17 protein-coding genes and 2 pseudogenes are annotated in these 18,871 nt (G+C 74.2%); 11 read left to right on the plus strand and 8 right to left on the minus strand.

The window, feature by feature from the left end; translation table 11 throughout:
• Both PHK61_RS13600 and PHK61_RS13605 read right to left on the minus strand, forming a co-directional pair.
• Complete coding sequence (locus tag PHK61_RS13600; protein WP_274281526.1) at window positions 1-1,614, minus strand: thiamine pyrophosphate-binding protein; 1,614 nt, start codon at window positions 1,612-1,614, stop codon at window positions 1-3.
• Entirely contained in the window at window positions 1,614-2,387 is a 774-nt protein-coding gene (locus tag PHK61_RS13605; RefSeq protein ID WP_274281527.1) for a cyclase family protein, read from the minus strand. The genes PHK61_RS13600 and PHK61_RS13605 overlap by 1 nt, the downstream gene beginning before the upstream one ends.
• A 72-nt stretch (window positions 2,388-2,459) precedes the next feature.
• Here PHK61_RS13605 and PHK61_RS13610 point away from each other — a divergent pair, with 72 nt between their 5' ends.
• The gene (locus PHK61_RS13610; protein WP_274281528.1) at window positions 2,460-3,560 is read left to right on the plus strand and encodes an LLM class flavin-dependent oxidoreductase; all 1,101 of its coding nucleotides are present in this window, start codon (window positions 2,460-2,462) and stop codon (window positions 3,558-3,560) included.
• A 645-nt stretch (window positions 3,561-4,205) separates the two neighbouring features.
• Here PHK61_RS13610 and PHK61_RS13615 read toward each other — a convergent pair.
• The gene (locus tag PHK61_RS13615) at window positions 4,206-4,829 is read right to left on the minus strand and encodes a GNAT family N-acetyltransferase (protein WP_274281529.1); all 624 of its coding nucleotides are present in this window, start codon (window positions 4,827-4,829) and stop codon (window positions 4,206-4,208) included.
• Between the two features lie 146 nt (window positions 4,830-4,975).
• Here PHK61_RS13615 and PHK61_RS32035 point away from each other — a divergent pair.
• Window positions 4,976-6,112, plus strand: a pseudogene (locus PHK61_RS32035) (AfsR/SARP family transcriptional regulator); the annotation flags it as partial.
• 104 nt (window positions 6,113-6,216) lie between these two features.
• Here PHK61_RS32035 and PHK61_RS13620 read toward each other — a convergent pair.
• Entirely contained in the window at window positions 6,217-6,513 is a 297-nt protein-coding gene (locus PHK61_RS13620; protein WP_274281530.1) for a hypothetical protein, read from the minus strand.
• Here PHK61_RS13620 and PHK61_RS13625 point away from each other — a divergent pair.
• The gene (locus PHK61_RS13625; RefSeq protein WP_274281531.1) at window positions 6,499-6,873 is read left to right on the plus strand and encodes a winged helix-turn-helix domain-containing protein; all 375 of its coding nucleotides are present in this window, start codon (window positions 6,499-6,501) and stop codon (window positions 6,871-6,873) included. The genes PHK61_RS13620 and PHK61_RS13625 overlap by 15 nt on opposite strands.
• A 312-nt stretch (window positions 6,874-7,185) precedes the next feature.
• The gene (locus PHK61_RS13630; RefSeq protein ID WP_274281532.1) at window positions 7,186-7,908 is read left to right on the plus strand and encodes a hypothetical protein; all 723 of its coding nucleotides are present in this window, start codon (window positions 7,186-7,188) and stop codon (window positions 7,906-7,908) included.
• Window positions 7,909-8,040: 132 nt separating this feature from the next.
• Here the strand turns inward: PHK61_RS13630 and PHK61_RS13635 are convergent, their stop codons facing one another.
• On the minus strand, window positions 8,041-8,673 hold the full coding sequence (locus PHK61_RS13635) for a GNAT family N-acetyltransferase (protein WP_274281533.1): 633 nt from the start codon (window positions 8,671-8,673) through the stop codon (window positions 8,041-8,043).
• Between the two features lie 130 nt (window positions 8,674-8,803).
• On the opposite strand from PHK61_RS13635, the gene PHK61_RS13640 reads away from it, so the two are divergent.
• Entirely contained in the window at window positions 8,804-11,872 is a 3,069-nt protein-coding gene (locus PHK61_RS13640) for an AfsR/SARP family transcriptional regulator (protein ID WP_274281534.1), read from the plus strand.
• A 537-nt stretch (window positions 11,873-12,409) separates the two neighbouring features.
• Here the strand turns inward: PHK61_RS13640 and PHK61_RS13645 are convergent.
• Window positions 12,410-12,886 carry a MarR family winged helix-turn-helix transcriptional regulator gene (locus PHK61_RS13645; RefSeq protein WP_274281535.1) on the minus strand — a complete coding sequence of 159 codons (477 nt, stop codon included), beginning with the start codon at window positions 12,884-12,886 and terminating at the stop codon, window positions 12,410-12,412.
• Between the two features lie 203 nt (window positions 12,887-13,089).
• Between PHK61_RS13645 and PHK61_RS13650 the strand changes: the two genes are divergently transcribed.
• The 6 genes from PHK61_RS13650 (at window position 13,090) to PHK61_RS13675 (ending at window position 18,174) form a co-directional block, all read left to right on the plus strand.
• On the plus strand, window positions 13,090-14,121 hold the full coding sequence (locus tag PHK61_RS13650; RefSeq protein WP_274281701.1) for a substrate-binding domain-containing protein: 1,032 nt from the start codon (window positions 13,090-13,092) through the stop codon (window positions 14,119-14,121).
• 134 nt (window positions 14,122-14,255) lie between these two features.
• Window positions 14,256-14,540, plus strand: a complete 285-nt coding sequence (locus PHK61_RS13655) for an FmdB family zinc ribbon protein (protein WP_274281536.1) — start codon at window positions 14,256-14,258, stop codon at window positions 14,538-14,540.
• Between the two features lie 111 nt (window positions 14,541-14,651).
• A complete protein-coding gene (locus PHK61_RS13660; protein ID WP_274281537.1) occupies window positions 14,652-15,287 on the plus strand; it encodes an AmiS/UreI family transporter in 636 nt (211 codons plus the stop codon).
• A 32-nt stretch (window positions 15,288-15,319) separates the two neighbouring features.
• A complete protein-coding gene (gene fmdA, locus PHK61_RS13665) occupies window positions 15,320-16,573 on the plus strand; it encodes a formamidase (protein ID WP_274281538.1) in 1,254 nt (417 codons plus the stop codon).
• A gap of 207 nt (window positions 16,574-16,780) precedes the next feature.
• A complete protein-coding gene (locus PHK61_RS13670) occupies window positions 16,781-17,785 on the plus strand; it encodes a coiled-coil domain-containing protein (RefSeq protein WP_274281539.1) in 1,005 nt (334 codons plus the stop codon).
• Between the two features lie 5 nt (window positions 17,786-17,790).
• A complete protein-coding gene (locus tag PHK61_RS13675; RefSeq protein ID WP_274281540.1) occupies window positions 17,791-18,174 on the plus strand; it encodes a hypothetical protein in 384 nt (127 codons plus the stop codon).
• 6 nt (window positions 18,175-18,180) lie between these two features.
• On the opposite strand, the gene PHK61_RS13680 is transcribed toward PHK61_RS13675, so the two are convergent.
• Entirely contained in the window at window positions 18,181-18,609 is a 429-nt protein-coding gene (locus PHK61_RS13680; RefSeq protein WP_274281541.1) for a nitrile hydratase accessory protein, read from the minus strand.
• A pseudogene (locus tag PHK61_RS13685) lies at window positions 18,606-18,827 on the minus strand (nitrile hydratase subunit alpha); the annotation flags it as partial. The gene PHK61_RS13680 and the pseudogene PHK61_RS13685, both read right to left, overlap by 4 nt.
• Between the last annotated feature and the right edge of the window lie 44 nt (window positions 18,828-18,871).

Genomic DNA, 18,871 nt, shown 5'->3' on the forward strand with positions numbered 1-18,871 from the left:
CTAGTGCCCCCGGAACGCCTCCGCCAGCCACCAGGACGGACCGTCGGAGGTGACCTTCGCGTCGAGGAGCAGCGGCCGGTCGCGCGGGCCGGCGAGCCATTCCCCCACGATCGCGAGATCGGCGCTCGACCGGACCACCGCCGCCGCGCACCCGTGGCCCGCGGCGATCGCGGCCAGGTCGGTGTCGGGGAAGCGCACCGTCGCGTGGTCGCCGCCGGCGAAGTGGTGGAACTCCGCGCCGTAGCCGGCGTCGTCGTAGACCACGATCACCATCCCGAGCCCGAGCCGCACCGCGGTCTCCAGCTCGCTGATCCCCATCAGGAACCCGCCGTCCCCGCACGCGGCGACCGGCAGGCGGTCGGGACGGGCGAGCGCGGCGCCGATCCCGGTCGCGAGCCCCAGCCCGATCGACTGGAACGCCTGTGTGAAGCAGAAGCCGGCCTCGTCGGGGACGCGCAGGTAGGCCGCGGGGTAGCCCATGAAGTTGCCGGAGTCGACGGCGACGGTGCGCTCGGCGGGCAGCAGCTCGTCGAGGGCGGCGGAGAGCACGCGCGGATCGATGGCCGACGTCCCGGCGACCTCCTCCGGCACCTCGGGACCGTGCGTGCGCAGGCGCGCGACGACCGCGTCGCTGCGGTACCCGGACGTCTTCCCGACCACCTCGAGCGCGTCCCGCGCCGTCGCCGCGACGTCGCCGAGCACGCCGAGCGCGATCGGGCGCTGCGCCCCGAGCGCCTCGGCGGTGTCGTCGACCTGCACGAGGGTCGCGCGCTCGGTGAGGACCCCGTGGCGTGTCGTCCACATCGTCAGCGACGCCCCCCACGCGACGATGACGTCGGCGTCGGTGATGAGCTCGGCCGCCAGGGCCGTCGAGAAGCCGCCGGAGATGCCCAGCGACCACGGCGAGCCGGTGAACAGGCCGTGGGCGACGGCGGAGGTCGCGAGCAGGGCGCCGCAGCGCTGCGCGAGCTCCTCGAGCTCGGCGCGGGCCCCGCGCGCCCCCCGGCCCGCGACGAACACCGGGCGCTGCGCCCCGTCGAGCAGGCGGGCGAGCTCCGCGACCGACGCCGGGTCCGGCCGCGGCGCCCGCCACATGGTCCGCGCGGGCGCCGGGGCGTCGACCGCCGGCGCCGCCTGGACGTCGAGGGGCAGGTTGAGCACCACGGTCCGGCGCTGGTCGCGGCAGATGCCGTAGGCGCGCACGACGTCCGCGGCCGCCGACGCCGGCGAGTGCACGCGCTCGGGCACCGCGCCGACCGACCGCGCCAGACCGTCCTGGTCGACCCGGAAGTTCGAGCGGACCGCGCTGCCGGCCGTCTCCGCGGCCAGCACGAGCAGCGGGGTCCGCGACTTCGCGGCCTCGGTGACGCCGGTCAGCGCGTTGGTCAGGCCGCACCCCTGGTGCAGGGTCACGACGGCCACCTCGCCGGAGGTGCGCGCGTACGCATCGGCCACCACCGCCGCCCCGCCCTCGTGGCGGGCCGCCGCCCACGGGACGCCGGCGTCGCGCAGCGCGTTCGTCACGTGGAAGTTGCCGCTGCCGACCACCCCGAACGCGTGCCCCACGCCCAGCCCGGCGAGCAGCGTCCCGACCTGCTCCGCGACGGTCGCCATCAGTGCTCGATCAGCGCGAGCGCCCGCGTCGGCGATCCCGAGCCGCCCACGATCGGCAGCGGGCTGACCAGCAGCACCGCGCCGCGGGTGGGCAGGCGCCCGAGGTTGCGCAGGCTCGTGAGACCCCACTTGTTCGCGCCCATGAGGAAGTGGTGGCACGAGAACGGCGGGTCGAACCCGCCCGCCCCGCCGGCGTCGGTGCCGACGGTCTCCACCCCGAACCCGGTCAGCGGCGAGGACTGGGCGATCCACCGGGCGCACTCCGCCGACACCCCTGGCGTGTGCGGGCCCGCCTCGTCGGCGTTCATGAACTCCTCCTGCGTGGCCCCGTGGGCCTCCCACCCGGTGCGGTAGAGCAGCCACCCGCCGTCGGGCAGCGGCCCGTGCTCGGCCTCCCAGGCCTCGATGTGGCTGACCTCGAGCAGGAAGTCGGGGTCGACGGCGACGTCGGCCGTCTTGTCGATCACCACGGCCGGCGCGACGAGCGTCGCCATCGGCGCCTGGGAGACGTCGAGGCCGTCGCGGCCGGTGACCCAGTGGTTCGGGGCGTCGAGGTGGGTGCCGGTGTGCTCGCCGGTGTGGATGTCGTTCCAGTACCAGGCCGGACCGCGGTCGTCGTAGCGCGAGAGCTCCTCGAGCCGGAAGCGCGAGGTGTTGGCGAACGGCGCGGGCAGCTCCAGGATCGGCGTCGACTCCTGCAACGGCGTGGTCAGATCGACGACCTCGACGGCGCCGGAGCGCAGCGCGTCGGTGAGGGCGGCGAGCACGGACATGGTCGTCTCCTGGGGGTCGCGGGGTCTGCCGGGCAGCATGACCGTCCACGGTCATCTCGGGAAAGGACGACCATGCCCCTCGAGCGTTCCGACGGCGACTTCCTGCTGGGCCTCTTCTCCCCCAACTGCTCCTCCGGGCTCGCGGTCACCGCGGTGCCCGAGCGCTGGTCGGGCAGCTGGGAGGACAACCTCGCGCTCGCCGTGCTCGCCGACGACGTCGGCGTCGACTTCCTCCTGCCGATCGCGCGGTTCATCGGCTACGGCGGCGAGACCAACTTCCACGAGAGCGTGCTGGAGCCGATCCCCTGGGCGGCGGGGCTGCTCGCCCGCACCCGGCGCATCCACGTGTTCTCCACCGTGCACACCGCCTTCAACCACCCGGTCGTCAGCGCGAAGCAGCTCGCCACGGTCGACCGGATCGGCGGCGGGCGCGCCGGGATCAACATCGTCGCCGGGTGGAACAAGCCCGAGTACGACGCGTTCGGCGTCGAGCTGCCGACCGACCACGACGCCCGCTACGCCCGCGCGCAGGAGTGGTTCGAGGTCGTCCGGGAGCTGTGGACGACGCCGGGACGCTTCGACCACGACGGCGAGTTCTTCGCGCTGCACGGCCTCGAGGGCGAGCCGAAGCCGGTGCACGGGACGCTGCCGATCCTCAATGCGGGCTCGTCGGGCCAGGGCCGCGACTTCGCCGCCCGCAACGCCGACTTCGCGTTCACCGTGGTCGCCGGCCCGGAGGACGGCGCCGACGTGGTCGCGGCGGTGACGACGGCGGCCCGCGAGCGGTACCGCCGGGAGATGGGCGTGCTCACCCTCGGCCACGTCGTCTGCCGGCCGACCCACGCCGAGGCGCGGGACGCGCTGCACCACTACGCCGAGGAGGGCGCCGACTGGGCCGCGGTCGACAACCTCATGGCCCTGCAGGGCCTGCACGCCCAGTCGTTCACGCCCGAGATGCTCGCGACGTTCCGGTCCCGGTTCGCCGCCGGCCACGGCAGCGTGCCGCTGGTCGGCACGCCGGACGAGGTCGCGGACGAGATCGCGCGCTACGCGCGGGCCGGGTTCGCGGGGATGACCCTGGCGTTCCTCGACTACACCGCCGAGCTGCCCTACCTCGCACAGGAGGTGCTCCCGCGCCTGGAACGGCTCGGGGTGCGCCGGCCGCGGGACTGATCGTCGGCCGGGGTCGTCCCGGTCCGTCGCGGACCACAGGATGAGCCCGCCGAGCCGTAGGAGGAGGTCGCTGTGTACCGCCGTCGTTGAGCCGCCGTCGTGCCGCCGGGGCAGGTCTCGCGCAAGCGGGTCGAGCGGCTCATGCGCGTCGACCCGGGGAGTGATCTCCGTGCCACCGTTGCCGACACCCGGTCCCGAGCGCTCGCCCTCGCGGGACGAGGGCGAGCGCTCAGGCGCTCGGGTCGACGGGGTACCAAGCGTGCACCGAACGCCGCGATCGCGGTCTCGGCCCCGGCCGCTGCTGATCTGCGGGCGGAGCAAACCTACGGCGCTTCCGTGAGCACCGGTGACGCCGCGTGGGTTCCCGCACACGAGCACGGGCGTCACTCGGGGGCCGGCGTCTTCTCCTCCGACGGCGGCGTGGCCGACCGAAGCCCGCGACGGATAGGTACAGACCTTTCGATCTCTGGACAACCGCCGAGCGGAGCAACCGCGACGACCTGGCTGTCATTCAGACCGGAACCAGTCCGTCCGGTCGCCGCGCCCGGGCAGTCGGCCCTCCATCCACCCCTCCCACTGAAGTTGCCTGACGCGCAGTTCGCCTCGTGTACGACGCCGCGCCGCCGCTGATGCTCCGGGCCGCCTCTACCTCGACGATCGAGAGTGCGCGGTGGGCTCCCGCCACATCCGGTACAGCGGGGGGCCGTCTGCGGGCGCGATCTCGCTGATGAATGCGAAGCCGTGGCGCTCGTAGAGCCGGCAGTTGTGGAGGCTGGTGGCCTCCGTATACGCGGGCACGCCCTCGCGGTCGCAGCGCTGCAGCACCGGCGCGAGCAGCACCGATCCGATGCCCCGGCCCTGGTGCTCGGGCAGGACGGCGGCCCACTGCAGGTAGTAGTGCGGGTCGGAGGGGTGGTGCTCGGCCAGGGTGGTGACGATCTCGATGACGCGGGGGAGGTCGGTCTCGGCGACGATCTCCTCCATGCGGACGCCAAACGCCTCCTCGTCCTCGATGCCCAGCGGGTTCGACGGCGGCCCCCACACCACCGTGCCGGTGGTGTCCGCGTCGACGTAGACCAGGTCGTGGACGAGGAAGGTCTCGACGAACAGGTCGAAGAACGGGGGCAGGGTGGCGCGCCGGCGGTCGGCGTCGGGGATCCACCAGGTGAAGACGGGGTCTTCCTGGAACGCGCGGGCGAGGACGTCGCCGAGGCCGCTGGTCTCGGGGGTCGCCGTGCGGATCCGCGGGGTGCTGATGGTGGTCATCATGGTGCCTCTCTGCGACGGGGCCAGCTCCTTCCGGCCCGGACGACGACCAGGTTCCGGGTGCTCCTGACCGCGCCCTGACGAGTCCCTGACAGCTTCCGGTGCGTGCCAGACTCCGAACCAGGACGAAACGACCAGGACGTCAGCCGATGCTGTTCCGCGTGCTCGGCCCGCTCGAGGTTTCCGGCGGGCAGGCGACGGTCCCGCCAGGTGCGGGACCGCGAGCGCCGCTGACCGCGTTGCTCCTGCAGCCGAACTCGGTCGTGCCCACACACCGGCTGGCCGAGGCCGTCTGGGGCGCCGACCCGCCCGATCCGATGGACCACGCGTTGCAGCAGGTCGTGGCCCGGGTCCGCCGGGCCCTGGGGCCAGCGGGGCGCGCGGTCGTCACCCACCCGCCCGGCTACCTGCTGGTGGTCGACGCGACGTCGATCGACGCGTCGTGCTTCGAGGCGCAATACCGCACCGCGATGGCCTGCTCGGCGACGGACCCCGCGGCGGCGGCCGCCCTGCTGGGCGAAGCGCTGGCGTGGTGGCGCGGTCCCGCCTACGCCGAGTTCGCCGACGGCTTCGCACGGCCCGCGGCGACACACCTCGAGGAGCTGCGGCTGTCCGCCCGGGAGGAGCGGGCCGGCCTGCTCCTCGCCGCGGGCGCGACGACGGAGGCCATCGCCCATGCCAGCGACCTCGCAGCGGAGCACCCCCTGCGCGAACGGCCCGTCGAGGTGCTCATGCGCGGCCTGCACACCGCGGGCCGGACCGCGGACGCCCTCGGCGCCTACCGCGCCCACCGCGGGCACGTCGCCTCCGAGCTCGGGATCGATCCGACGGCGGCGCTGCGCGACCTCGAGGCGCGCATCCTGCGCGACGACCCCGAGCCGCCGCGGCAACGCTCGGTCGGTCCGCCGACCCCGACGACGGCGGCCTCGCCGCCGGAACCGGCTCTGCCCTGGCGCCCCTCGGCGCTGAGCGGGCGCGCGGACGAGCTGCGGATGATCACGGAGGCGGTGACGACCCGGCGGCTGGTGACGATCGTCGGGCCGGGCGGGGTCGGCAAGACCCGCCTCGCGCTCGAGGTCGCGCACCGCCTGGCCGAGCGCGGCACGGTCTGGTGGGCCGACCTGACCGCTGTCACCCCGCAGCGGCTGGTCGACGCCGTCGCCGACGCGACCTGGTCGGAGCTCCCGCCGACTGACCACGGTCCGAGGGCGCTGTGCGCCGCGCTGCGCCACCGGCGCGGAGTGCTGTTCCTGGACAACGCCGAGCACCTGCTCGACCCGCTCGCCGAGCTCGTGGAGCGCGTCCTCGTGTCAGCGCCCGGTGTCGTGGTGCTCGCGACGAGCCGGGAACGACTTGCGCTCGACGCCGAGAGCGTCCGGGTCTCGCGCCCCTACCGCTGCCGGGCGACGCGGACCGGTCCAACCCCGCGGTCCGCCTGTTCCTCGAACGCGCCCCGGACCTGGACGCCGACACGCTCTCCGAAACGCAGGTCGCGCTCGTTGCCGAGCTGTGCCGGCGGCTCGACGGGCTGCCGCTGGCGATCGAGCTGGGCGCGGCGCGGGCCCGGACCCTGGGACTGGACGGCCTCGCCGGACGGCTGCGTGAGCGGCTCGACCTCCTCGCCGGGGGACGCCGAACCGGAGCCGCGCGCCACCGTACGCTGCGCGCCGTCGTGGACTGGTCCCATGAGCAGCTCACCCCCGAGGACGCGCGGCTGTTCCGCCGGTTGGCGGTGTTCCCGGGCGCGTTCTCCCTCGAGCAGGTCGAGGCCGTCGGCGTGGACGGGCCAACGCCATCGGCCGCGGTCACCGGCGCCGTCGCCGGCGTCGCCCGCCTGGTGGAGCAGTCCCTGGTCCAGGCCGGCGACGGGCGGTTCTGGCTCCTCGAGACACTGCGAACCTATGCGCAGGAAAGGCTTGCCGCCGCGGGGGAAGATCGGGACATCCGCGGGGGCACGCTCACGACACGGCCGCTCGGCTCGCCGCGCTCGCCCGCGCGATGTGGACCCCCGCCGAGCCGGCGGCCGTCGCGGCGACGGACCAGCTGATCGCCGACCTGCAGGCCGCCTGGGACCACGCCGTCGAGCACGACCGAGCCCTCGCCGTCCGGCTGGCCGGGGACGTCTACGACTACGCGTACGGCCGCCAGCGCCTCGACCTGCTGGCGTGGGGACTCCACGTCGCCGCGTGGGACGTCGCCCACCCACGCCGACCGCGCGCCCTGGCCGCGGCCAGCGCCGCGGCATGGGCGGCCGGCCGGCTGGCCGAGGCCGACGAGCACGCGGCGGCCGGAGTCGCCGCCCGCCGAGCCGGACCCGCCCGCGGGCGCTCGCGCCCTCACTCAGCGCGGCAACGTCGCCATGTTCCAGGGCCGCATCCAGGACGCGCTCGACTACTTCCGTGCGGGCGGCGAGCTGCACCGCGCGGCCGGAGAGGAGGGCCGCGCCCTCGCCGACGAGGTCTCGGTGGCCCAGACCCTGGTCTACGCCGGCCGCGCCGCCGAAGCGCGGGAACTCCTGAACGGCATTCTCGCCCGGAGCTCGCGCGCCACGAGCCCGAGCCTGCTGTCCTGGTCGCACTACATCCTCGGGGAGGCGTTCACCGACACCGACGTCGAGCGCGCACTCGCCGCGTACACGACCGCCATCGCGCACGCCGGCGAGGCCGACTGCCGCCTGTTCGAGACCCTCGCCCGAGGGTCCTCGGTCGCCCTGGCGTGCCGCAGCGGCGCGCCGGCGGCGACGCTCGACCGGTTCGACCGGTTGTTCGCGCAGCAGGACCAGGTCGGCAACGAACTCGTCGAGCTCTGGCTGTTGCGGTTCCTCGTCGTGCTCCTCGAACGGCTCGACGCCGTCGACGACGCGATGGTGCTGGCTGGAGCGCTCCTGACCGTGCAGGACCGGTACCCGAGCTTCGGGCCCTACGCCTCCCCGGTCGAGTCGGCTGTAGAGCGCCTCCGGGCACGGCATGGCGCAGCAGCGACCGACGAGGCGCTGCGCCGAGGTGCCCGCCTCACCCCGAGGGACACCGTCGCACACGCTCGCCGCGCCATCCGCGCCGCGCGCAGCGCCATCCCGCACTGACTCCGGGCCCTGCACCGCGACGACAGCACGCATCGGCGACCGATAAGGCTGGAACGGCGGGAAGTGCTCATTCCGATCACTTCGCGACCGGGCCGGGACGGGTGGCGTGACCGTCACCCGCCCCGGTCCGGGTCACCGAGCCGGCTCTCGCCACATTGCCCAGAGCGACGGACCGCCGGCGACCGCGAGCTCGCCGGTCACTCGGAACCCGTGGCGCTCGTAGAGCCGGAGATTCTCCCGGCTGGTGGCCTCCAGGTAGGTCGGCACTCCGTCGCGGTCTCCCCGATCCAGTACGGCGCGCAGCATCGCGCTCCCGTGCCCTCGGCCCTGCTGGTCGGGCACGACGCCCAGGAGCCACAGGTAGTCGTGGTCAGTGTGGTGGGGGTGGTTCTCGTCGAGCAGGGCGATGACGTCCTCCCAGCGACTGGCGTCCGGGCCGGCGAGCTCCGCGCAACGGCTGACGAACCGCTGTCCGGCGGTCTCGTCCATCGGCTCCACGCCGGCCGGTGACCAGAGGGCCCCGCCGGCGACGCCGCCGTTGTCGTCCTCGCCGACGCACCAGATGTCGTCGTGAGGACGGAAGATGTCGACGGCGAGGTCGAAGAATGTCGGGAGAATGCGTCGTCGCTGGTCCTCGTCCGGGGTCAGCCATCCGAACACCGGGTCGGCGTGGAACGCGGCTGCCAAAGCGGTCGCGACCGCCGTGTGGTCGCGGGGGCGGGCCTTCCGGGCGGTCGTGTCAACGGTCGTGGTCGTCGTGCTCATGTCCTTCTCCTCACGGGTTGTGACCCCCGGTGTGGGTGGTCGAGGAAAGGTTGAGCCGGCCGCCTGACCGTGGAGTGCCGTTCCGCTGACACCGTCTGTCGTGCGACCCTCGGATCCGGAGGAACCGGCCATGCAGTTCCGCGTGCTGGGCCCGTTGGAGGTCCTCACCGAGGCCGGCCCCGTCGTGCCCGGGGGACCGCGCTCCCGGGCGTTGCTCACGGCGTTGCTGCTCACTCCGGGTGAGCTCGTGTCCACCGCTCGACTGGTGGAGGCAGTCTGGGGGGACGCAGAGCCGGCCGACCCGGACAACGCGGTGCACCGGGTGGTCTCCCGGCTTCGGCGGGTGCTGGGCCCGGGTGCGGCGTCGGTGGTGACCCGACCACCGGGCTATCTGCTGCATGTCGACCGACGCGACATCGACGCGGAGGCCTTCGCCGAGGAGGTACGGGGTGCGGCGGCCCGGCTCGCCTCCGACCCGCACGGTGCGCTCGCCGTGCTCGACACGGCACTGATCCGGTGGCGGGGACCGGCGTACGGCGAGTTCGCCGACAGCTTCGCTCGCGCGGCGGCGACCCGGCTCGAGGACCTGAGGATCGTGGCGCGTGAGCACCACGTCGAGGCGCTGCTGCGCTCCGGGGCGGCGGCGACCGCAGCGGCGACCGCGACCGATCTCATCGCCGAGCACCCGCTTCGCGAACGGCCGGTCGAGCTGGCGGTCCGCGCGCTGGTCGGCGACGGTCGTGTGCCCGAGGCGCTGTCGGCGTATCGGCGGTACCGCGACCACGTCCGCGACGAGCTGGGGCTCGACCCGTCACCGGCGCTGCGCCACCTGCATGCAGGTGTCCTCCGCGCCGAGCTCCCGGACATCGCGCCCACCCGGGGGCCGGCCGCCGTGCCCGCTCCACGCCCGGCACCTGAGCGGTCCATCCCGAGCGTCGGCGTCCCGGTCCCTGCCCGTACCGGGCCCCGCCTCCCGCCCCGGCCGCCGACCGCACTTCTCGGCCGGGACGACGTGCTCACCCACCTCGGGGACGTCCTCACGGCGCGATCGCTCGTGACCATCGTCGGTCCGGGCGGTGTCGGCAAGACGCGCGTGGCCCTGGAGCTGGCGCACCGGGCGTCGGCGGCGGGTCGAGCGGTGTGGTGGGTCGATCTGGTCCCGGTCACCGAGGGCCGGCTCCTCGAGGCGGTCGCCACGGCAACGGGGGTGGAGCTCGGTGATGAGGACCCTGCCGAGGACCTCGCCCACGCTCTTGCCGCGCACCGCGGCGTGCTCGTCGTCGACAACGCCGAGCACCTGCTCGATGCGCTCGCCGCTCTGGTGGAGCGGGTCCTGATCCAGCAGCGCGGGCTGACGGTGCTCGCGACGAGCCGGGAGCGCCTGGGTGTGGACGAGGAGGCGGTGCAGGCGCTGCCTCCCCTCCTCGTGCCGACCGATGCCGACGAGGCGAACCCTGCGGTCCGGCTGTTCCTGGACCGGATGCCGACCAGGACCAGCGGCGCCCTCGACGCCGAGCAGATCGGCCTCGTTGCCCGGGTGTGCCGGGAGCTCGACGGCCTACCCCTCGCGATCGAGCTCGGTGCCGCCCGCGCGGACGCGCTCGGCCTCCCGTTGCTCCTCGAACGCCTCGGCGACCGGCTCGACCTGCTCGCCGGCGGCCGCCGGACCGCCGGGCAACGCCACCGCACCCTGCGCGCGGTGGTCGAGTGGTCCCACCAGCTGCTCACCGCCGAGGAGGCTGCGCTCTTCGCCCGCCTGGCGATCTTTCCCGGCTCCTTCGGGCTGGACCAGGTCGAGACGGTCTGCGCCGACGACCGGCTCCCCGAGCCGATGATCGCGCCGTTGCTGGCGCGGCTCGTCGAACAGTCCTTGGTCCGGCGGGTGCGAAACCGGTTCGGCCTCCTCGAGACCCTCCGCCTGCACGCCGGCGAGCGCCTCGAGGCAACGGGGGAGCACCGTCGGTGGGCGAGCCGGCATGCGCGCGACACCGCCCACCGGCTCGAGATACATGTGGCGGTGCTGTGGAGCGCGGACGAGCCCGGCGCGGTGCGCGCTCTGACCGAGCTGCTCGACGACTTGCACGCCGCCTGGTCCCACGCGTGCGGGCAGGACCGTCGACTCGCCGTCCGGATGGCGGCCGACATCCACGACTTCGCCTACGGACGTCAGCGCCTCGACCTGCTGCGTTGGGGACTCGTCGTGGCGGAGTGGGAGGGCGACCCTGCCGGGGCCGGCATCTCGGACGCGGCCCCCGACGATCTGGCCCGCGCGTTGGCCACGGCGGCCACGGTGGCCTGGTCCTCGGGTCGACGGGACGAGGCCGCGACGCTCGCGGCACGCGCGATCGAGCGGGCCGGCGGACCGTCGGCGCCCGCGGCGATGCAGGCTCGCCGGGTGGACGCGCATCTCGCGATGTTCAGCGGCCGCGCGGCCGAGGCAGCGGCGAGCTACCGCGAGCTCGCCACGTCGTCCCACGCTGCCGGAGACGACGTCCGAGCCATGGTCTTCGAGCTCTGCCGTGCCCAGGCACTGTGCTACGAGGGCCGGACCGACGAGGCCGCCGCTGTCATCGAGCGTCTCCGCGACACCGTGAGCGCGACCCACCACCCGACGACGCTTGCCTGGGCGGCGACCGTGGAGGGCATCGTGCTGGAGGGCACCGACCCGGACCGTGCGTTGGAGCGCTACGCGGCCGCCATCGAGCACGGCGCCGTTGCCGACTGCCGACTCTTCGTCACCCTCGCCCGGTCGGCGTCCGCGGCCCTGAGAGCCCGGACGACCCGTTCCACGGCCGCTCTGCCCGAGCTCGCCGACGCCCTCGACGCCTGGGCGCAGCTCAACAACGAGTTCATGCAGTGGTGGGTCCTGACCCACGTCGTCGCCGTACTCGCCGACGTCGGACGCGCCCGCGAGGCAGCGGCCCTCGGCGTCCTGGTCGCTGGGGCCGGGGACCGTCGGCCCCATGTCGGCGCCGAGGAGCGACGACTGAGCACTGTGATGGACCCAGCCGCCATGAGGCCGGACGCGGCGACAGCGTCAGCCGCGCGCGCCTCCGCGCTCACCGAGGCGGTGGCGCTCGCTCGGCGGGCACTCGAGAGCATCGGGGACGAGAGACGACGCGGAGGGCACAGCTCGGTCTCCTCGCCGGCACCGCGAGTCGATGCCCCGTTCTCGACCTCGGACCGGGGCCGATCTTGACGCGGACGTGGGTACCCGCGCACGGCCGGCGGGTCAGCTCGACGGTCATGCGCGACACCGACCAGGACCTCACCTCGGTGGTCGTGGTGCGCGCCGACGCGCCAACGCGCTCGATGGCCGGCCTGGCCGGCGGGACGGTCGCGCTGGGCGCCGTCGACTCCCCGCAGGCCGCGCTGATCCCGCTGTCGTTCCTGCGGGGCGAGGGGCTCGCCGACCTGACCGTGCGCCGCTTCGACGTCGGCGTCGGCGTCGGCCTGCACGGCGACCACATCGGTGGCGAGCGGGACGCCGCGAAGGCGCTGGTCGCGGCGCGAGGTGGACGCCGCCTGCATGATCGACGGCAACCACCTGCTGTTCGGGCAGGAGGGGACCCGGTGCCCGCCGACGTCGAGGCCGCGGTCGGGCAGGTGATGACCTGCACAGAGCCATGGACGACGGCCGGCGTCAGCGTCTCGCGCGGCTGGGGTTCCCGCCCGACGAGGCCGCCGAGCTCTCGGCCCTGCACACCCGCAACGTCATGTGACGCAACCGGTCGCGTCAGCCCGCCGGCGCCTCGAGGGCCTCCGCGGCGGCGGGGTCGAGGCCGTCCTGGAGGCGCCGCAGCAGCGACTCGAACTGCTCGGCGTCCGCCCCGAGCAGGTCGCGGAACTGCCCGCGCACGTCGGCGGTGACCTCGTCCCACTCGGCCAGCGCCCGGCGCCCGCGCGCGGACACGACGATGAGCACGCGGCGCCGGTCCTCCAGGTCGCGGCGGCGCAGCACGAGGTTCGCCGACACCATGCGGTCGACGAGCTTGCTGAGCTTGGGCGCCAGGAGCAGCACGTGGTCGGCGACGACGTTCATCGGACAACCGCCACGCTCGGCGAGCAGACGTAGGATCCGCCACTGGTCCAGACTGGAACCGCAGCCCCGCAGCGCCTCCTCCAGGCGCGCGGTGAGGGTGCGCTCGACGAGCGACAGGAGCCGGAGCGACTCCTCCCCGTCCCCGGTGGACCCTCCGGCAGTGGCTGGCACGGCGCCGATGGTAGCCAGGTCGCCGGTCCCGGCGGGCACGAGCACGGCCAGGTTGCCTCCACAAGCCCTACCGGACGCGAGCCAACTCGTACGATCGGAGTAGCTCCGCACCGGGGCGTGCTCGCTAGCGTCGAGCAATGGCCGAGTCGCTGGTTCCCCGCCCGGGAACGACGCGCACCCCCGGCGGACGCGACGTCCTGGACATGGCCCTCGTCGTCCCGCTGCAGGGGCCGGCCGGCATCTTCGGCCCCTCCTGCGAGAGCTGCGCGACGCTCGCGATGCAGGAGATCAACGCCGACGGCGGGGTGCTCGGGCGCGAGCTGAACCTGGTGCCGGTCGACGGCGGCCGCAGCCCCGCCGAGGTGGCCATCGAGGTGGACGCGCTGGTCAGCGCCGGTGCGGTGCAGGCCGTCACCGGGTGGCACATCTCCGCGGTCCGCGAGGCGGTCGCGCCGCGCATCCGCGGGCGCGTCCCCTACGCGTACACGGCGCTCTACGAGGGCGGCGAGCACCGGCCCGGCGTGTTCCTGACCGGCGAGACGCCCGACCTCCAGCTCGGCCCGACCCTCGACTGGTTCGCGCGCACCGCGGGCGTGCGGCGCTGGACGATCGTCGGCGACGACTACGTCTGGCCGCGCCGGTCGGCCGCCACCGCGGCGCGCTACCTGCGGCGCATGGGCGGGACGGTCTGCGACGAGATGTTCGTGCCGCTGGGGACGTCGGACTTCTCCTCGGTCCTGCGCCGCGTCGAGGCCAGCGGCTGCGAGGCCGTGCTGATGCTGCTCATCGGCGACGACGCCGTCGCGTTCAACCGCGCCTTCGCCGCGTCCGGGCTCGACCGCGACATCCTGCGCTTCAGCTCGCTGATCGAGGAGAACGTCCTGCTCGCCTCCGGGTCGGAGAGCACGCGCGGTCTGATGACGTCGGCGGGCTACTTCGAGGACCTCGCGACGAGCTCCGGGCTCGAGTTCGCGGCCACCTACTTCCGCGAGTTCGGCGACGAGGCGCCGGTGCTCAACAGCCTCGGCGAGTCCTGCTACGAGGGCGTCCGGCTGCTCACCGAGCTGATGCGCCGCGCCGGCTCCATGGACGTGCCGGCGATGATGTCGGTGGCCGACGGGCTGGCGTACGAGAGCCCACGGGGCACCGTCGAGCTGCGCGACCGCCATCTGCACCAGCAGGTCTTCCTGGCCGTCGCGGACGGGCTGACCTGGGACGTCGTCCAGCAGCTGTGACCGTGAGTCGTCGGCGCGCGACCGCCCGCGACGGCCGTTGACACCCTCGTCGCGCGCTGGCTAACTTTCCGGGGAAAACATTTCGCGATTGCCATATCTCCTCGGCGACACCACGGCGAAGGGAATCCACCCGCATGCCCCTGTACGCGTACCGGTGCGACGAGGACGGCCCCGTCGAGGTCATGCGACCCATGGGCGCCGCCCCGCCGACGGTGTCCTGCCCGGCCTGCGGCGCCGACGCCACCCGCGTGATCACCGCTCCCCGCCTGCGCGGCGACGGCGCCCGCATCGCGGCCATCGACCGTGCCGAGGCCTCCCGCACCGAGCCGACCGTGGTGTCCGCGCCGCCGCCCCGGGCCGTCGGTCCGCGCCCGGCGCCGCGCCTCGATCCGCGGACCGCGGCCCTGCCCCGGCCCTAGACCGACTCCCTCTCCCCCGCCCGCACGGTCGCCGACGACCGCGCGGGTGCTCCGACCTGCCCTCTTCCAGGAAGGGAACTGCCATGCCGCATCTCCGAGGGGCGCCGCCCCGTGGCTAGCGTCGGCCTGCTCTTCGTGGGCGCCGTGCTCTTCATCAACGGCGTCATGTTGCTGGGGTGGATCGACGCCCGGTCCGCCGCACCGATGAACTTCTTCGTCGGCGGACTGCAGATCATCACGCCGCTGTACCTGATCTTCACCGCGGGCGGCGACGCCGACGTCATCCTCGCGGCGTCCGGCCTGTTCCTGTTCTCGTTCACCTATCTCTACGTCGCGGTGAACCTGACCTGGGACCTGGACGGCACCGGGCTCGGCTACTTCTGCCTGTTCGTGGCCATCACCGCGGTGGTGTTCTCGGCGCTGAACTTCACCCGCTTCGCCGACCCGGCCTTCGGCGTCATCTGGCTGTACTGGGCGTTCCTCTGGTCCCTGTTCTTCGTGCTCCTGGGACGCAAGCGCGACGGGATCGGGCGCTACACGGGAGCGGTGTGCGCCATCCAGGGCTGGGTCACCGCCTGGATCCCCGCGTTCCTGCTGCTCACCGGCGTCTACACGGAGATCGGCGTCCCGCTCGCGATCGGGCTCGCGATCTTCGGCGTGGTCGTCTTCGCGGCCCTGATCCCGTGGGCGCGCCGCTCGCGGGCCCCCGCGACGCCCGCCCCCGCCGGCGAGCACGCCGTCGCCTGACCCGTCCCGAACCCCTCACGAGGAGAGAAACGATGCCGAAGAAGATCTTCCCGCTCGACAGCAACAAGAAGTTCACCGACCAGGAGATCGTCGGCCACAACCGCTGGCACCCCGACGTCCCCGCCCAGGTGCACGTCAAGCCCGGCGACGTGTTCCGCGTCGACTGCCGGGAGTGGTTCGACGGCGCGATCCACAACGACGACTCCGCCGACGACATCCTCAACGCGCCGCTCAACAGCGTCCACGTGCTCTCCGGCCCGATCGCCGTCGAGGGCGCCCAGCCCGGCGACCTGCTCATCGTCGACATCCTCGACGTCGGCCCGATCCCGCAGGAGGACTCCGGGCCGCTGGCCGGACAGGGCTGGGGCTACACCGGCGTCTTCGCGAAGCGCAACGGCGGCGGCTTCCTCACCGACCAGTTCCCCGACGCCTACAAGGTGATCTGGGACTTCCGCGGCGGGCAGGCCACGTCGCGCCACATCCCCGGGGTCTCCTTCACCGGCATCGTGCACCCCGGCCTCATGGGCACCGCGCCGTCGCACGACCTGCTGCGCAAGTGGAACGCCCGCGAGCAGGCGCTGATCGACACCAACCCGACGGCCGTGCCGCCGCTCGCCCTGCCGCCCCAGCCCGACTCGGCGATCCTGGGCTCGCTGTCCGGCGACGACTTCGAGCGCGCCCGCAACGAGGCCGCCCGCACCGCGCCGCCGCGCGAGAACGGCGGCAACCAGGACATCAAGAACTTCACCAAGGGCAGCCGCGTCTTCTACCCGGTGTTCGTCGACGGCGCGAACCTCTCCATGGGCGACCTGCACTTCTCCCAGGGCGACGGCGAGATCACGTTCTGCGGCGCCATCGAGATGGGCGGGTTCATGGACCTGCACGTCGATCTGATCAAGGGCGGCATGCAGACCTACGGCGTGTCCGAGAACGCGATCTTCATCCCGGGCAACACCGACCCGCAGTACAGCGAGTGGATCGCCTTCTCGGGGACGTCGGTGACCCTCGACGGCGAGCAGCGCTACCTCGACTCCCACCTGTCCTACCAGCGGGCCTGCCTGCACGCGATCGACTACCTGACGACGTTCGGCTGGTCCGACATCCAGGCCTACATGATCCTGGGCGCCGCCCCGATCGAGGGCCGCCTCTCCGGTGTCGTCGACATCCCGAACTCGTGCTCGACGGTCTACCTCCCGACCGGGATCTTCGACATCGACGTCAAGCCCGGGAAGAACGGGCCGGCGCGGATCGACCCCGGGATGGGGGTCCCGAAGGCCGACGCCTGACCTCTCCCGACGATCCGGGCGGGCGGGCCACGCGCAGCGCGCGGTCCGTCCGCCCGGTCACATCGCCGGTCACATCGCCGGTCACATCGCCTGGCGCGTCGTGGCCCGACCGTGACCCGGCGCAGCGCCGAACGGCCCTACCTCCGGCTCCCGGGCAGGACAAGACTCGGTCCCGGACACCGCGGCGGCGCATCGAGGGAGGGGCACATGACGCGGGGGGAGAACGGCGCGGCCGGAGAACAGGGCGCCCCGAGCCGGGGCGAGCGGCGGATCCCGTGGTGGGGCGTCGGCTTCGACGTCGTGCGCCGCGGCTACGACCGCGTGCAGGTGGAGGAGGCGCTCGACCGGGCGCAGGCCGACCTCGAGGTGATGACCGCCGACCGGGACGCCATGGTGCGGGCCGAGGAGCAGGTGCGCGCCGAGCTGCGCACGACGCAGGCCGACGTCGACCGGCTCGTGAGCGCGCCGCTCGCCGTCGACGGGCTCTCGGCCCGGCTGCAGCACCTGCTGCGGCTCGCCCAGGAGGAGGCCACGGCGATCCGGGCGACCGCGGCCGACGACGCCGGCGCGGTCGCCGAGCGGGCGCGCGGCCGGGCCCACGCGACCGTGGCCGACGCCGAGGAGCGCGCCGCCGCGCTCCTCGACGAGGCGGCGAGCCGGGCGCACGCGCGCCTCGAGGAGGCCGCCGAGCGGGCCGCGGCCATCGTGCTCGGCGCCCAGAAGGAGGCCCGGGCGATGCGGATCGAGGCCGAGCGCGCCCGCGACGAACACGACCGCCACCGCGTGGAGTCCGACGCCGAGCAGCGCGACCTGGTCGAGCGCACGCGCGCCGAGATCGAGCGGCGCGAGCAGGAGTCGGCCGCCGACCGTCGCCGGCTCGACGAGGAGGCCGCGGACGCCCGCCGGCGCCGGACCGAACAGGTCGAGGCGGCGCTGGCCGCGCGGCAGGACGAGGTGTCCGCGGCCCTGGCCGACGCCGAGGAGCGCCGTCGCGCCGCCGAGGAACGCGCCCGCACCGTCACCTCCGAGGCCGAGGCCCGGCGCGACGCGGCCGCCCGCGCGGTGGCCGAGCTCGAGGAACGCCGGCACCGGACGCTGATCCAGCTCGGCGAGCTGCGCCGGACCCTCGACCTCCCGGCCGTGGGTGAGCTCGCCGGACCGGTGCTCGTCGGCACGAACGGCGAGGCCCCGCACGACACCGGGGCGGCGTAGGGCCCGTGGCACCCACCGCCGCCGACGCCGCCCGCCTCCGGGGGGAGAACGTCCGGGTCCCGCGCGCGGAGTTCCTGGCGGTCTGGGACGCGGCGGGCCGGCGCGAGGCGGACGGCTACACCGAGGCCGTGGCGCAGACCTGCCGGTGGCTGGCCGCGGTCCCGATGCGCACGGCGCTCTGCGGCGGGCAGGCGCGGTCGCCGGTGACGCTGCGGGCGTGCGTCGCGCAGCCGGCGACGATCGAGGCCGAGTGGCGGGCCGCGCAGGACCGCGACCGGTTCCTCCCCGACCTCGCGGCGCGTCCGGGCTGGTGCGAGGGCGTCCGGGCGACGCTGGCGTGGGCCTGGGACCGGTCGGGCCCGCCGCCCCTGGAGGTCGCGCCGGGCTGAGCGCCGTCAGCGCACCGCCGGGTCGATCGCGACCGGCTCGCGGTGCGCCTCGTGGTGGTTGGCGTTCCGCGGCGTGGCGAGGACGGCGCGCGTGCGTTCGTCGAGGTCGGCCTCGGACAGCAGCCCGTTGCCGGCGAGGACCGTCTCCAGCGCGGTCAACCAGTGCTCGTAGTAGCTCCACGGCGCGGTCGCCTCGTCGGCACCGTCGGCCTCCCACTGCCGGATGGACGCGATGAGCGAGAGCTGGAACTCCGACCACTCGTACTGGCCCGCGTGATACGCCGCGACCGCGAGGGCGAAGGCGCGCAACTCCCACGGCTCGCGGAACGAGGCCTGACCGTCGCCGCCCGGTGTGCCCGCGATCAGCGACTCGACGCGCCGGCGGGCCTCGCCCAGCTCGGTCTCGTCCCGGACGGGCGAGGCGGGCGAGCTCACGCGGGCGCCTTCGTCGCCCCGACCCCGATCATCGAGTCGCGGGTCACCAGCGCGGCGAGCTCGTCCTCGGACAGGCGGTCGCTGCCGGCGGGGCGCTGCGGGAGCACCCAGTAGCGCAGCTCCGAGCTGGAGTCCCACACGCGGATCTCCACCGACTCGGGCACGTCGTAGCCGAACTCCTCGCGCAGCACCTTCCGCGGCGCCCGCACGAGGCTCGCCCGGTACTGCTCACGAGCTGGTGCACGACGCGCGGCACTTCCTC

Source organism: Actinomycetospora lutea (assembly GCF_028737205.1).
Lineage (GTDB): Bacteria > Actinomycetota > Actinomycetes > Mycobacteriales > Pseudonocardiaceae > Actinomycetospora > Actinomycetospora lutea.

What these genes read in the sequence shown, in the direction of transcription:
- PHK61_RS13600 (WP_274281526.1), bottom strand. Translation starts at nt 1,614, where the DNA reads ATGGCGACCGTCGCGGAGCAGGTCGGGACGCTGCTCGCCGGGCTGGGC.
- PHK61_RS13605 (WP_274281527.1), bottom strand. Translation starts at nt 2,387, where the DNA reads ATGTCCGTGCTCGCCGCCCTCACCGACGCGCTGCGCTCCGGCGCCGTC.
- PHK61_RS13610 (WP_274281528.1), top strand. Translation starts at nt 2,460, where the DNA reads ATGCCCCTCGAGCGTTCCGACGGCGACTTCCTGCTGGGCCTCTTCTCC.
- PHK61_RS13615 (WP_274281529.1), bottom strand. Translation starts at nt 4,829, where the DNA reads ATGATGACCACCATCAGCACCCCGCGGATCCGCACGGCGACCCCCGAG.
- PHK61_RS13620 (WP_274281530.1), bottom strand. Translation starts at nt 6,513, where the DNA reads ATGGGACCAGTCCACGACGGCGCGCAGCGTACGGTGGCGCGCGGCTCC.
- PHK61_RS13630 (WP_274281532.1), top strand. Translation starts at nt 7,186, where the DNA reads ATGTTCCAGGGCCGCATCCAGGACGCGCTCGACTACTTCCGTGCGGGC.
- PHK61_RS13635 (WP_274281533.1), bottom strand. Translation starts at nt 8,673, where the DNA reads ATGAGCACGACGACCACGACCGTTGACACGACCGCCCGGAAGGCCCGC.
- PHK61_RS13640 (WP_274281534.1), top strand. Translation starts at nt 8,804, where the DNA reads ATGCAGTTCCGCGTGCTGGGCCCGTTGGAGGTCCTCACCGAGGCCGGC.
- PHK61_RS13650 (WP_274281701.1), top strand. Translation starts at nt 13,090, where the DNA reads ATGGCCCTCGTCGTCCCGCTGCAGGGGCCGGCCGGCATCTTCGGCCCC.
- PHK61_RS13655 (WP_274281536.1), top strand. Translation starts at nt 14,256, where the DNA reads ATGCCCCTGTACGCGTACCGGTGCGACGAGGACGGCCCCGTCGAGGTC.
- fmdA (WP_274281538.1), top strand. Translation starts at nt 15,320, where the DNA reads ATGCCGAAGAAGATCTTCCCGCTCGACAGCAACAAGAAGTTCACCGAC.
- PHK61_RS13670 (WP_274281539.1), top strand. Translation starts at nt 16,781, where the DNA reads ATGACGCGGGGGGAGAACGGCGCGGCCGGAGAACAGGGCGCCCCGAGC.